The 13319-nt window shown below is 69.7% G+C and carries 11 protein-coding genes and 3 pseudogenes; 5 read left to right on the plus strand and 9 right to left on the minus strand.

What is annotated here, in order from left to right; translation table 11 throughout:
* Window positions 1-303: 303 nt before the first annotated feature.
* Entirely contained in the window at window positions 304-993 is a 690-nt protein-coding gene (locus ACZ4XJ_RS24820; protein WP_468497397.1) for a response regulator, read from the minus strand.
* Complete coding sequence (locus ACZ4XJ_RS24825; protein ID WP_468497398.1) at window positions 990-2597, minus strand: sensor histidine kinase; 1608 nt, start codon at window positions 2595-2597, stop codon at window positions 990-992. Before ACZ4XJ_RS24825 ends, ACZ4XJ_RS24820 begins: the two co-directional genes overlap by 4 nt.
* Before the next feature lie 388 nt (window positions 2598-2985).
* On the opposite strand from ACZ4XJ_RS24825, the gene ACZ4XJ_RS24830 reads away from it, so the two are divergent.
* From ACZ4XJ_RS24830 to ACZ4XJ_RS24845, 4 genes and pseudogenes are all read left to right on the plus strand, one after another.
* A complete protein-coding gene (locus ACZ4XJ_RS24830; protein ID WP_468497399.1) occupies window positions 2986-3762 on the plus strand; it encodes an ABC transporter ATP-binding protein in 777 nt (258 codons plus the stop codon).
* 58 nt (window positions 3763-3820) lie between these two features.
* Window positions 3821-6385: an ABC transporter permease gene (locus ACZ4XJ_RS24835; RefSeq protein ID WP_468497400.1), complete on the plus strand. Its 2565-nt coding sequence runs from the start codon at window positions 3821-3823 to the stop codon at window positions 6383-6385.
* A gap of 496 nt (window positions 6386-6881) precedes the next feature.
* Window positions 6882-7121 (plus strand): annotated as a pseudogene (locus tag ACZ4XJ_RS24840) (transposase); the annotation flags it as partial.
* Window positions 7031-7436, plus strand: a pseudogene (locus ACZ4XJ_RS24845) (hypothetical protein); the annotation flags it as partial. The pseudogenes ACZ4XJ_RS24840 and ACZ4XJ_RS24845, both read left to right, overlap by 91 nt.
* Here ACZ4XJ_RS24845 and ACZ4XJ_RS24850 read toward each other — a convergent pair.
* The 4 genes and pseudogenes from ACZ4XJ_RS24850 to ACZ4XJ_RS24865 all read right to left on the minus strand — a co-directional run bounded on the left by ACZ4XJ_RS24850 (window position 7433) and on the right by ACZ4XJ_RS24865 (window position 10013).
* Window positions 7433-7933, minus strand: coding sequence for a GNAT family N-acetyltransferase (locus tag ACZ4XJ_RS24850; RefSeq protein WP_468497401.1), 501 nt, complete (start codon window positions 7931-7933; stop codon window positions 7433-7435). The pseudogene ACZ4XJ_RS24845 and the gene ACZ4XJ_RS24850 sit on opposite strands and share 4 nt — an antisense overlap.
* Before the next feature lie 85 nt (window positions 7934-8018).
* Window positions 8019-8554: pseudogene (locus ACZ4XJ_RS24855) on the minus strand (DUF4240 domain-containing protein).
* Complete coding sequence (locus ACZ4XJ_RS24860; RefSeq protein WP_468497402.1) at window positions 8490-9206, minus strand: hypothetical protein; 717 nt, start codon at window positions 9204-9206, stop codon at window positions 8490-8492. Before ACZ4XJ_RS24860 ends, ACZ4XJ_RS24855 begins: the two are co-directional and overlap by 65 nt.
* Before the next feature lie 210 nt (window positions 9207-9416).
* Entirely contained in the window at window positions 9417-10013 is a 597-nt protein-coding gene (locus ACZ4XJ_RS24865) for a sigma-70 family RNA polymerase sigma factor (protein WP_468497403.1), read from the minus strand.
* A gap of 75 nt (window positions 10014-10088) precedes the next feature.
* On the opposite strand from ACZ4XJ_RS24865, the gene ACZ4XJ_RS24870 reads away from it, so the two are divergent.
* Complete coding sequence (locus ACZ4XJ_RS24870; RefSeq protein ID WP_468497543.1) at window positions 10089-10919, plus strand: alpha/beta fold hydrolase; 831 nt, start codon at window positions 10089-10091, stop codon at window positions 10917-10919.
* Between the two features lie 169 nt (window positions 10920-11088).
* On the opposite strand, the gene ACZ4XJ_RS24875 is transcribed toward ACZ4XJ_RS24870, so the two are convergent.
* The 3 genes from ACZ4XJ_RS24875 to ACZ4XJ_RS24885 form a co-directional block, all read right to left on the minus strand.
* Entirely contained in the window at window positions 11089-11310 is a 222-nt protein-coding gene (locus tag ACZ4XJ_RS24875) for a hypothetical protein (RefSeq protein ID WP_468497404.1), read from the minus strand.
* Between the two features lie 408 nt (window positions 11311-11718).
* Window positions 11719-11883 carry a hypothetical protein gene (locus ACZ4XJ_RS24880; protein ID WP_468497405.1) on the minus strand — a complete coding sequence of 55 codons (165 nt, stop codon included), beginning with the start codon at window positions 11881-11883 and terminating at the stop codon, window positions 11719-11721.
* Window positions 11884-12050: 167 nt separating this feature from the next.
* Window positions 12051-12524: a lamin tail domain-containing protein gene (locus tag ACZ4XJ_RS24885; protein WP_468497406.1), complete on the minus strand. Its 474-nt coding sequence runs from the start codon at window positions 12522-12524 to the stop codon at window positions 12051-12053.
* Window positions 12525-13319 lie beyond the last annotated feature (795 nt).

Below are 13319 nucleotides of genomic sequence, written 5' to 3' on the forward strand. Positions count from 1 at the left end.
CCCCGCGGGGATGATCCATGCGGCTCGACCTCCGCCTGCACGGGCAAGCCCGGGGTGGGAGGTCCCAGCCGTGGCACTCCCTCGCACGCCCCGCGCCACGTCTCGTCCACGCAAGACCCGGCGGGAGTGACCATCCCCAGACCGGTGACCGCAATTCGTCGCCCTGTCACTGACGTGCCGGGGCAGCAGATGTGTTCAGGGCGTCGATCCGGCTGTCGATCAGCCCTGCCGGCTCGTGCAGCGTGGAGGCCTTGCCCAGGGGCCGGTCGCGCCCCGTGACTGTGGGTCCGGCGGCGGGCCGGATCACTCAAGACGGGAGGCGGGCCCTGCCCGGTGGGCCAGTAGGGCGGCCTGCACCCGGCTCGTCGAGCCGGTCTTCTCCAAGATCGCGCCAACGTGGGTTTTGACGGTGCCGATGCCGATGCCGAGCCGGTCGGCGATGTCGAGGTTGGACAGTCCTTGGCCGAGCATTGCCAGTACATCCCGCTCGCGGGCCGTGAGTCGGTCCAACCCGGGGCAGTCCTCGGCAGAGGGCGCTTGCGCCGTTGCTCTGTCCCCCCGCAGCATCCGCGCGACCACCGCCGCGGTCACCGCCGGGGAGAGGACGGCGTCCCCGGCGGCGGCGGCCCGGACGGCGCTGATCAGCTCCTGCGGGCCCTCGTCCTTGAGGAGGAAACCGGCCGCGCCCGCGCGCAGGGCGCGCAGGACGTTCTCGTCGTCGCCGAAGGTCGTCAGCATCACCACCCGCGGGGCGGGGGCGAGCGCCAGTAGTGGACCGATCGCGGCCAGCCCGTCGCATCCGGGCATCCTGATGTCGAGTAGCACGACATCGGGCTGGTGGGTGGCGGCCGCCTCGATGGCCCGGTGTCCGTCGGCGACATCGGCGACGACGTCGATGCCGTCGGCGTAGCGCAGGATCAGGCTCACTCCGGCCCGGATCATCGCTTCGTCGTCGGCGAGCAGGACGCGGATGGGCCGATCGGGCTCGGTCACGGGGTCTCCCAGGGTGTGCCGTCCTGGACGGAGGGGACGGAGAAGCGGTCGATGGCGATCAGGTGCCGGGTGGTGTCGAAGCAGTAGCGGGCGATCGTCAGCCGCCCGGGGCCGATCTCGGTTGTGCCGTTGAAGGGGTAGATGCATCCGACCGCGGTCTCCGGGCGGGGTGGTTCGTGGCCGGTCGCCGCGGCTCGGACTGCGTGGTTGTCCAGGACACCGCTGCCCGCCACCTGCCCGTAGGTCATGCCGATATGGGGCGGTGGGGGCGGAGTGCTGTCACCGGAGGGCTGCGCGGCGTAGATGAACCCGACGCCGAGCAGCATTGAGGCCCACAGTGCGGTGATGCCGCAGGCCGCCGTCAGCCATCCCACCGTAGGGTGCGGTGGCGCCGTCTCCTGTGGCAGGTGCGGGGCATCGGGGACGTCGCGGGGGAAGGTGTCCTCTCGGGCCCCTTCCCCTACCTCTACGGGCTCGGTGGGAAGGGCGGCCTGCACCTGGAATCCGCCGGCCGGCAGTGGGAGTGCCGAGAACGTTCCGCCCAGCAGCTCCGTGCGGGCTTTGAGACCGGCCAGTCCCCGGCCCGTGCCCGTGCCCGGGCCGGGAGCAGCAGGGAGGCCGGGAGCAGCAGGGAGGGCGGGGGCACCGTTGCGGACGGTGACTGTCACGGTCGTGTCGTCGTGCACGACCGTCACGGTGGTGTACGCGGTGACCGCGTGGCGATGGACGTTGGTCAGGGCCTCGCGCACCACGCGGTGGACCGTGCGCCGGAGCTGGGGGGACCGGTCGAGGAGATCGCTTCCCTTCCATTCCAGCCGGACGTGGACACCGCCGGCCCGGGAGTCCTCGACCAGGGCCTCGATGTCGGCCCGCAGGCCCGTGGTATCGGTGAGCGCGTCCGGACCGGTGTCTCTGCCCAGCGGTCCCAGTACGCCCAGGGCCTGGCGCAGCTCGCGCATCGCGACGCCGGTGGTGCGCCGTACGAGCGCCGCCTCCTCACGCAGCTCGGGCGCCGCCCCTCCCAGCGCCATCTCCAGGCCCCCGGTGTGCAGCGAGATCAGGCTGAGGCGGTGTCCGAGCAGATCGTGCATCTCCGCCGCGATACGGGACCGCTCGTAGACCCGGGCCTCGCTGGCGGCGAGCTGCCGGGCCCGCTCCGAGGCGTCACCCCGTTCACGCAGCGCCCGCACCAATCGGCTTTGCTGTCCCCGCACGGTGCCGACCAGCCCCGGAACGACGACGGCCGTCGCGGTGAGCACCAGCCCCTGTGCGGCCCCGTACACCATGGATCCCGGTCCCAGCCAGGGCGCCATCAGGGTGGCGGCACCCACCACGGCCGCCCCGGCACCAGCCGGCGCGCGGACACGGCGGCGCCCGGGACCCGTCCGGGACGCCGACCCGTACACGGTGGCCGCCAGCGCCGGGGCGGCGCCGGGCGCCACGCCGGTCAGCACGGCCAGGGCGAGCAGCACGGGAGCCCGCAGTAGCCGGTGGAAGGGGAACAGAGCCACGGCCAGGACGACGGCTGCCAGCTGGAACCCCGGGTGCGGTGGATACGGGAGATAGGCGCCCGCGGCAAGGGTGGCCAGGGAGGCGAGCGCCACTCCCGCCGTCTCGGCCGCCGACGGTCCGGTTCCTCGCCCGGCCGGGCCTCCCGGGCGGCGGGTAGAACGAGAGAAAGCGCTGGTACACGGCACGAAGCCAAGTATCGGTGCGGAAAGGCCCCTGCGGCGTGAGCCCTCCGGCCGATTCGCCTCTCCCCCGAAAGGCAGAGGCGACGGCCTCCGCGGTCAGTCGCAGGGCGCTGCGGACGGAGCCGTCACCGACGCCTCTGCCCATCGGAAGAGAAGAACCGGGCGGCTATGCCCTTCAGCAGAGATCAGCTCCCGCCTTCAGGGCGACGTTTTCGCAGGTGAGGACGGTGACGATGAATACGCCCCCGACCCGCCGCACGCCCTGCGGGCCGACGTACCCCAGTTGGACGGAGCCCCCATGTCACAGACGTACCCTTCCCCCGTTGCCCGCCCCGTCGAGCCGGCTGCCAGCGCGGCCGGCCTGTCGAAGCTGTACGGGAAGGGCGACACGCAGGTGGCCGCCCTGGACTCGGTGGACGTGGACTTCGGCCGGGGCCGCTTCACCGCGGCCATGGGGCCCTCCGGTTCGGGCAAGTCCACGCTGATGCACTGCATGGCCGGGCTGGACTCCGTGAGCTCCGGTTCGGCCCGCGTCGGCGGCATCGAGCTGTCCGCCCTGAACGACCGGCAGCTCACCGAGCTGCGGCGCGAGAAGATCGGGTTCGTCTTCCAGGGCTTCAACCTGCTGCCCACCCTGACCGCTCTGGAGAACATCACGCTGCCCCTGCGGCTCGCCGCACGCCGGCCCGATGCCGCGTGGCTGGAGACCGTCGTTGCCACCGTGGGCCTGACCGACCGGCTCGGCCACCGGCCCTCCCAGCTCTCCGGAGGCCAGCAGCAGCGCGTCGCCGTGGCCCGCGCCCTGGCCTCCCGCCCCGAGATCGTCTTCGCGGACGAGCCGACAGGCAACCTCGACTCCCGCTCCGGCGCCGAGATCCTCGGCTTCCTGCGCCACTCGGTGCGCGAGCTGGGCCAGAGTGTGGTGATGGTCACCCACGACCCGGTCGCCGCCTCCTACGCCGACCGTGTGGTGTTCCTCGCCGACGGCCGACTGGTGGACGAGCTGTACGAGCCGACCTCCGGCTCCGTCCTGGACCGGATGCTCGCATTCGAGGCCGAGGGCAGCCTCCGCTGACCTCTGGTTCCACACCCCTCGTCCCTCGCCGCTCTCAAGGTATTCGGAAAGCTTCCCCATGCTGCGAACAGCCCTGCGCAACGTCCTCGCGCACAAGGCCCGTCTGATCATGACCGCCCTCGCGGTCTGCCTCGGTGTCGCGTTCATCTCCGGCTCTCTCGTCTTCGCCGACTCCACCACCTCTGCCCACCGCGCCTCGATGGCGAAGAATTACGCGGACATCGACCTGGTCGTGGAACCCCAGTACGCCCCGGGCACCCCGGAGGGCGAGCGCGTCTCCGTGCTCGATGACGCTCTCGTGGCCAAGCTGGCCGCCCTGCCCGGTGTGGCGACGGTCCGGCCCACGGCAGACAGCTCGGTCACCCTGGCCACCAAGGAAGGAACTCCGCTGCGGGCCGACAACCAAAGCGGGAAACTCACCGGTGCCTACACTCCGGGAGCCGACGGCACGGACAGCCGCCACCCGCTGACGGCCGGTCGTGCGCCGCGCACCAACGGCGAGGTGGCCCTGGAAGCCGGCACCGCCGAGGCGGGCGGATACTCCCTCGGCGACACCGTCACCCTGGCCACCGACGGCCCCGTCATGAAGATGCGCCTGGTCGGCATCGTCTCCAGCCAGGACACCCGGGTCACCTCCGGCGGCACCCTCGCGGTGTTCGACAAGGCCACCGCGCAGAAGCTGTTCGCCACCCCCGGCCACTACACCGGCATCGACCTGAAGGCCACGCCCGGCACCGACCCGGTCGAGCTCTCCCAACGCATCGAGGCGCTGCTGCCGGCCGACCGCGCCACGCTCACCTCCTCGACCGACCTGGCCGATCAGCAGTCCGTCTACATCGACACCGTGACCAGCAGTTACTCCCGGCTGCCCCTGATCTTCGCCGTGGTGTCGCTGTTCATCGGCTCGTTCCTCATCATCAACACCTTCAGCATGCTGATCACCCGCCGCACCCGCGAGATCGCACTGTTGCGCGCCATCGGCTCCACCCGCCGCCAGGTGATCCGCTCCGTCCTCGCCGAGGCGGCCGTGGTCGGCCTCGGCGCCTCCGCGGTCGGCTTCGTCCTGGGCCTCGGTGTCGCCACAGTCCTGCCCGGCCTGCTCGGTTCCGCGAAGGAGCTGCCCCAGGGGCCGCTGGTGATCGGCGTCATGCCGGTCGTGGCCTCCCTCGTCGTCGGGGTCGGTATCACGGTCCTCGCCGCATGGCTGCCCTCCCGGCGCGCCGCACGCATCGCACCGATCGAGGCGATGCGGGGCGCCGAGCAGGCTCCCTCCGCGACGCCGTCCCGGATCCGCGGCGCGCTCGGCGCAACCGTGGTGCTGCTCGGCGTCGTCCTACTGGTCTCGCTGAGCGACGCGACGCACGCCTCGGACGCCGACCTGCAGACCGCGATGCTGGGTACCGGCGCCCTCGTGATCGGGCTGATCATGCTGGCCCCGCTGCTCGCGGGCCCGGTCATCCGCCTCCTCAACCGGCTCATCGGCCGCCTCGGCGTCGTGGGCGACCTGGCCCGGGACAACGCCCTGCGCGATCCGCGCCGCACCGCCGCCACCGCCGCAGCACTGATGATCAGCACCGCCCTCGTTTCCGGCCTCGCCGTCATCAACCACTCCTCCAGCCAGGCCCTGGAAGCCCAGGCCACCGCCGGCCTGAACGCCGACTACGTCATCAGCACCCGCAACTCCACCTCCGCCATCGACGGCGCCGCCGTCCAGCGGATCGCCGCCCTCCCCGGCGTCGCCACCGCCTCCGCCGTCGCGGACTCCACCATCTCCACCGGCATGTTCGCCAAAGACCTCTCGGGTATCGACTCCCGGACCGTGGGCGACGTGATGAAGCTCGACTTCACCAGTGGCTCGGCCAAGGACATCGGACCCGGCCGGATCGCCGTCTCCAGCTCCTTCGCCCGCGACAACCACGTCACCACCGGCGGACAGATCAAAGCAAGCATGGGCCCCGGCCAGAACGACCACGACCGTCTCTACACCGTGGTCGGCGTCTACGAGGACAACCCCACCGCCCAGGACGTCCTGGCCGACCGCGAAGAGGTGCAGCAGCACAGCTTCGTACGCGACTCCCTCCAGCGCGTTCTGGTACGCACCACCCCGGACGCCGCATCCACGGACCTGACCCAGCAGCTGCGCACCGCCGTCGACGACAGCCCCCTGCTGGAGGTCAACAACCGCGCCCAGCTCATCGAGGAACAGGCAGGCGTCGCCGGTGATCTGATGACCATGGTCTTCGCACTGCTCGCCGTCGGCGTGCTCATCTCCGCGCTCGGCATGATCAACACCCTCGCCATGTCGGTCGCTGAACGCACCCGCGAGATCGGGGTCCTGCGCGCCATCGGCATGGACCGCACGGCCGTCCACCGAATGATCAGCCTGGAGTCCCTGACCATCGCCGCCTTCGGCACCCTTCTGGGCATGACCGGCGGCCTCTTCGGAGCATGGCAGGTCAGCGGGCTGGCCAACGGCGCCATCCCCCAGTACACCTTCAGCCTCCCCTGGGGCACGCTCGCCCTCACCGTCATCCTCTCCCTCGCGGTGGGCGCCCTCGCAGCGGCCGTCCCGGCCCGCCGGGCCGCAGCACTCAGCCCCCTGCGGGCAGTCAGCGACGCCTGACAGGAGCGGGCCGGTGGGACACCGGCCAAGCGATGCCCTCCTGTTCCGACTCCGCTCGGAGCAGGAGGGCTCAGGGTCCTGGGACGTAGAACTCGCGCCGGCCGGTGTGGTTCTCGGTGAGGGAGCCGGTCGCGTCGACCGCGACCTTCGCCGAGTTGCTGCCCGCCCTCACCGAGCGGTTCGACGGCCGGACTCTGGCGGCGTAAAAGGCGGACGTCGACCGCGGCGTCTTCGAGTGCGAGCTGGTCCGCCACGACTCGCCGGTCCGTACGACGCTGTGGCCGACTGCAGCTGCCGCTTGGGAAGCTCGAACAGATGGCCGGGGTCGCGCCCGACGACCGCTGGCGATCTTCCCCGGCGCCGAGCCGTCACCGGAAGCCAGCGCCGCCTGACCGGATCAGCCGCCGAACGGCGTGAGACAGGCATCCAGCACCCTGCGCTGCGCGTCCGGAATGTGATCACCCAGTGGCTCCTTGCGCGGGCTGTGTTCGCCTGCGCAGATTCGGCGGCGGACCGCGTGATTGGCCCTCTCGGACCGATGCTCGCGCTCCAGCCCCGCAAGCGGTTTGCCAAGGACACCGTGCTCATCGTGGACGGCACCTTGGTGCCCACCCGCGACCGCACCATCGCCGAGCAGTCGAAGAACTACCGGTACTCCACCAACCACCAGGTCGTCATCGACGCCGACACCCGGCTCGTCGTTGTGGTCGGCCGGCCGCTGCCCGGGAACCGCAACGGGACTCCTCCCGCCGTAACCGCGCCCACCTGCGCATACGTGGGATCAAGGCGGTCATCCCGGAGAAGGCCGACCAGGCCGCCAACCGTAAGAGGAGGGGCCGCAGCTGCGGACGGCCCGACACCCACGACGCTGAGCTCTACCGCGACCGCAACACCGTCGAGCGCCTGATCAACAAACTGAAGGCGTGGCGCGGAATCGCCACCCGCTACGACAAGACCCCCGGCAACTACCTCGCAACACTCCACCTCAGGCGCGATCATCTGGCTCCGCAGCCTCCGCCCACCGGCACCAGTGACTGGCGCCGAATATTAAAGGGCGAGCTTGAACCCATCGTGACTGCGCGCGAAGCCCAGCCCGCCATAGAAGCGGTGCGCGTCCTCGCGCCGCTTGTTGCTGGTCAGCTGGACAAGCGCGCAGCCACGCGTGCGGGCCCGCTCGATCGTGCGCTCCATAAGGATCCGTCCGAGCCCACCGCCTCGACGGTCCGCGCGGACCCGCACCGCCTCGATCAGGGCCCGCTCGGCCCCGCCCATGCCCAGCCCCGGAATGTACGTCACCTGCAGACAGCCAACCACCCTGCCGCCATCACCCTGGTCGTCGATGCCTTCGACCAGGACCAAAAGTTCGTTACGCGGGTCCGCGTCGATCGCCGCGAAAGCGTGCTCGTACGCCTCATCAACTACGAGCGTCGCCGGGTCCACCACCTTCTCCTCGTCAGCGAGCAGAGCGAGCACTGCGGGCAGGTCGGCGCGTGTCGCGGGGCGCAGCGTGAGAGCGGCCACGTGGACGGATTCAGGGACAGTTGGCATGGCACCGACCATAACCGGCCCCTCAGCGGGACCTTCCACCCTGCCCCTGATCACTGGCGGACCTGGTCTGTGACTGAGCTTCCGCTTACTCCAGATAGAGCGCTGCCAAGCGGGGCAGTCGGCGGGTCATTTCGTCGTGGTCATCGAAAGCGAAGTTCCAGGTGGGGTCCAGCTCCCGGTAGCGGATGGTGGGTGTGCTCGCGGGGAGCTGATCACCGGTCGCCGAGATGTGTGCGTTCCAGGCGATGCCCAGCATGTCCTCACCCTCCAGGTCGGCGCCGTCGGCTGCGGAGGCTCGAACGATGGGCAGTCTGCCATGGCATCGGGATCAGCGACTACGCGCTCGAAAACTTCACGGCCTTGAGCGATCAGCCAGCCACGGAAGTAGTCGAAGCCATCGTCAGAGCACCCCCCATTGGCAAGGTAAGCAGCGGCCCAGAGAGGATTGGTGTAGGAGTCAACCATCAGGTCCCACAGAACCTGCTCAGCTGCGACGATCTCCTCGACCGGCCGGGAGGCCAACAGCGAGGTCGCCTCGCGAGCGACCACTTCGCCGTCATTCGGGTTGGACGCCTGATTGCGGGCTGCCTCGATGAGCTGCCAGAACTGCTGCTTGTTCATGGAGGCAGAACCTGCCACCTGGTACTGACATCGGGCCGGGCGCGGGAGCTTGGCCCACCAGAGCCGCCACGTCGCTCCTGTCAGCGTGTGTGGTCGCCAGGTGCATATCGACTCCAGGTTCCTCCAGCTTCGGTGACCAGGCGGGGGCGGTCTTGTCGTGGTAGCCGAGTGCCTTCGCGATGATGGGTGCCGGGGTTTGGAGGACGAGCTGGCGGATCGCGGAGGTCCTGCCTCGTTGCGGCGGGACGCCGATCTTTCGGAGGTGGACTTGGAGGCTGACCGGGTTCATGGGCTGGCCGGGCTGGCGGCCGGGGAAGAGCCAGTATGAGCTTCTGCTACTGGCATAGGGCATGTGCTGTCGGGATCGGATGTAGGCCCGCATCAGGTCGGTGCCGGGCTTCGGCAACGGGGACGGTGGCTCTCCCAGTCGGACGGTGACGGTGGTCTCGTCGTCGGTGATGTCGTCGATGGTGAGGCGGACGATGCGGCTGACGGGTTGTGCGTAGAGGAGTACGAGAGCGGCGGCGACCCGGGCCCGCAGGGGCAAGGAGTCATCGTTGAGGACCCGGCGGAGGATCGCGAGCCGGCGGTGCTGGTGCAGCGGTTCCGCGTCCTGGGTGATGACCGCGGGGGGCAGTGTGAGGCGGGGCATCCTGCCGGTCTTCATGCACCACCGCAGGAATGACTGGGGCGGACGGCGGGTGGCTAGGTTCTCGGCGTACCAGGCGTCGATGTCGGCCTGCTGGCACTGCCCGATTGTGCGCTCCCGGTCGGCGAGCCATGCGAGGAGGCGCCGCCTTGGGTGACTTCCTGCTTGGTGTGGTTGGTCTGGGAGCGTCCCGGGGGTGCCTTCTCGGCCGCGTCAACCCCTGAGTAGATCGCGCTGGATCTGGTAAGCGATACAGCGGCGTACCGATGCTGATGTGGTGGTGGTGACCTTCAAGGGAAGGTCAAGGCCGCGGCTGATCTCGTCGTACGCGGCCTGGTAGCCGCCGGACAGCTCTGCTCGGTGCAGTCTCAGGTCCTCCTCGACGAGACGCCTCAGCTCGTCGACATTCTGGGGGGTGACGCGTTTTTTCCCCCGGGTGAGCGCGTTGACGTAGCGGGTACAGTGCGCGGTTTCGTCGAGAGTCTCGGAGATGTCCTCAGCGAGGCCCCAGAGTCGTCCTTCGAGCCAGGGGATGTCGCGCTGGTCGAGGGACACCTCCATCGGGGTCCGTAGCTCATCGGTCTTGTGCTTCGCCATCTGCTTGGAGACGGCGGGCTGGCTCATGTCAGTTAGCTGTGCGATGCGTTCCTGCGTCCAGCCGAAGCCGGCAAACACCTTGATCATTTCGGCGCGCAGCTTGCGCATCTCCTCGCCCGCACGGATGACCTCGTTCATGCCGGCGAGTATCTGCTCGGCTTGTTCCTCGGTCAGCGCCTCGGGGATCTGTTGCGTGCTCTCGTCGCCTGTCATCACCCGGTTATACACCAGAACACCTCGCTCATAACCTGGTTGTACTACCAGGTTATGACTGACAGGATCCGCCTCATGCCTACCTTCACCGCGCCCGACGGCACCCAGCTCTCCTACCGCGTGATCGGTGATGGTGACCCAATCGTCTGCATCCCAGGGGGCCCTACGGACTCCGTCTACCTCGGCGACCTCGGTGGCCTGTCCACGCACCGCCGGCTGATCGTCCTGGATCTTCGCGGCACCGGCCGGTCCGCGATTCCCCAGGACACCTCCTCCTACCGCTGCGATCGCCTGGTCGACGATGTCGAGGCGCTGCGCGAGCGCCTCGGCCTTCCGCGGATAGACCTGCTCGGCCACTCCGCCGGCACGAACATCGCGACGCAGTACGCGGCCCGGCACCCGGAGAAGGTCGGCAAGCTCGCCCTCATCGGCCCCAGTCCCCGAGCTGTCGACGTAGCGATCACGGGAGAGACTCGGCGCGAGCTCGCGCAGCTCCGGAAGAACGAGCCGTGGTTCCCGACAGCGTTCGCCGCCCTGCAAGCGATCACTGAGGGCACGGGCAGCGACTGGGAAGCCGTCGCCCCCTTCTTCTGGGGCCGGTGGGACGCCACGGCACAGAAGCACCACGCAGCCAGCCAGCCGAGCAACCAGGAAGCTGTCGCACTCTTCGCGGCCGAGGGCGCCTTCAGCCCGAAGACCACGCGTGCGGCGCTCGCCTCCTGTAAGGCTCCCGTTCTGCTGCTCACTGGAGAGTTCGATTTGAACAGTCCGCCTGTGGCCGCGGCCGCGTTCGCGGAAGCGTTCCCTGACGCCACGCTCGCGGTGCAGCCGGGAGCAGGCCACTATCCGTGGCTCGACGACGCCGACTGGTTCGTGGCGACCATGGCGGCATTCCTTTGCAGATGACCGGGCTCGCACCCCTGAAGGCTCGCCTGGAAGCGAAGGGCTCCAACAGTGGGAAAGAAGCCGGGCGCCCGTAGCCGCCACCGGCGACGGCTGGGACTGCGGCTCCCCCGATAGCTCTGCCACTCAGGAGGTTGCCCGGGACGCCTCAGCGTCCCGGGCAACATCGTCTTCACCACGCCTCAGGCCAGGTGCGCGGGCCGGCCGTCGCCCGGATGGACAGGTCCAGGTCGAGGCGGTTGTTCATGTCCAGCTCGAAACGGCCGTACGGATTGACGTGGGTCCAGAACAGCGACGACAGCGCCCGCCGGTCCGCGTCGGTGAGCTTGTCCGCCCACTTCGTAGTAGTTGAGGCTGAGGTACACGAGGGCGCGGGCGCGTTGGGGCCCTTCACGACAGGTGCCGGGGTAGCGGTCGGCGGCCTGGGCGAGCCAGCGGCAATGGTCGGGGGTGAGGAGATCACGTCCGGGCAGGCCGGCCGAGAAGTTCCCACCGCGCCGGAACTGGAGGGACCGCGCGGTGCCGGGCGGCACGAGGCCTGCTCCGCCGTCGGTCCTTGGGGTCTCCGCCCATCGGTAGACAGAGCGGACGGCTCCGCAGGCGGCGTCGCGCGAACGCGCGGCGGTCGCGTAGTGGATGGCCCAGTTCTGCAGCGTCATGGGTGTGGGCTGGAGGTACAGGTCGGGGTCCGGGCGTCCTTCGAGCCCGCAGCCGACGATGAGCCAGTACAGGACGGCGGGCCGGTAGTGCTCCAGGGCCTGGGACCGGGTGCCGGTACTTGCCGGCGTCGACTTGCGGAATCTCACTCGAACTCCCTGACCACCACCGGCCGCACGCAGTGGTGTTCCAGCGTCCCGCAGGTGCCCCACCCTGCCGAGAACTGCACGTTGAAGCGGCGGCGCGGCGGGTGCCGGTTCATGGCCGGCGCGTTGGCGTTGCCGATGAGCAGGCCCAGGCGCTGCGGCACTCCCCCCTCGCCCGGGTCCGGGCGCTGTATCCGAAGCCCGTGTGGCGAGGTTGGGCGCCGTGGGGCCTGTATGGGTGTGGCGTGCCGCGGCTGGTTTGCCGTGACACGCCGGTCCGTGCGGTAGCCGGCAGGTCACACGCTTTGCGGGTGTGGCTGCCTAGTGGGTGTCAGTGGCCGTGGTGGTGGCCGCGGCGGCCCCAGGACTCGGTGTCGATGACGTTGCCGCGGTTGTCTCGGAGGGTGGCGGTGTCGCGCTCGTCCCAGATCTGGTGTCGGCGGTCCTGGTAGACGTCGCGGTGGGTGTCGCGGCCCTGGCCGGTGTGGACCTTGACGCTGGAGCGGCCCTGCAGGCGGAGGTTGTTGAAGCGGTAGCGGTTGCCCTGCTTGTCGGTGAGGGTGAAGCCGCGCAGGTCCACGCTGTGGCGGCCGGTGTTCTTCACCTCGACCCACTCGCTGTTCAGGGCTCGGTTGTCGCGCCCGCGAGCGGCGTTCTCGACGTCACCGATGACGATGGAGGAATGCGGGCCGCGCTGGTCGCGCCGGTGGTCGTCGGCTGCGGCCGGCACCGCCGCGGCACCGATCAGCGCTCCGGCGGCCAGGAGTCCGGCGAGGGTGCGGCGGGTGACGAGAGAAGCAGACATACGGAAAGCTCCTTCAACAGACAGTCCGGCCCGGACTCATGCAAGCCGGGCGGACTCCGAACAGGTCCCGGCGTCCTGCCGAGGAGCCACACACTGGACCCGAACCACACCCGAAACCCATGAAAACGTCCGTTGTTACCCAATGCAGACGTTTCTGTAACTCTCGCCTGCATACGGCATGCGTCAAGACCACGTTGACCCCTGACCGCTGCAGGTCCGATACACGCGCCGGAGGCTCATGGACCGCAGTACCTCAGCCCACCGGCTATCGGCCTCGCTGCCATCAGCGGCCCCTGCGCCGAACGGGTGCAAGGCCCCGTAACAGCCGCACCTTCGCGGACCGGCCCGTCACCGGTCCCCTCGAAGACATCGCGCAGTGGTTCGCCAACGAGGGCGGCAGGCCGGGATCGCTCCATCCGCGAGTCCCCGGACCGCACCACGCGCCGCTTGGACCCCCTCGGCATGTTCCTCGCCGCTCTCGGACTGCTCCTGATCACGCTCCCGCTGGCCCTCGGCGACGAACACGGCTGGCCCGCCTGGTCGTTCACCGCCATGGCCGCCGGTCTGCTCGTCTTGGCGGTGTTCATCGCTCAACAGAGGCCAGGACTCGCAGGCATGGCTCACCCCTGGTCGTACTCTCGCTGTTCACCGGCCGCTCCTTCAACGCCGGCCTCGCCACCCAACTGGCCTTCGGCCTGCTCTCGGGCGCCTTCTTCCTGTCCTGGGCTCTGTTCATGCAGGACGGCCTCGGCCTCACCCCAGGCCAGGCTGCCCTCGGCTTCGTCGCCGCCTCCC

The sequence above is a fragment of the Streptomyces sp. NPDC029836 genome, from assembly GCF_055574495.1.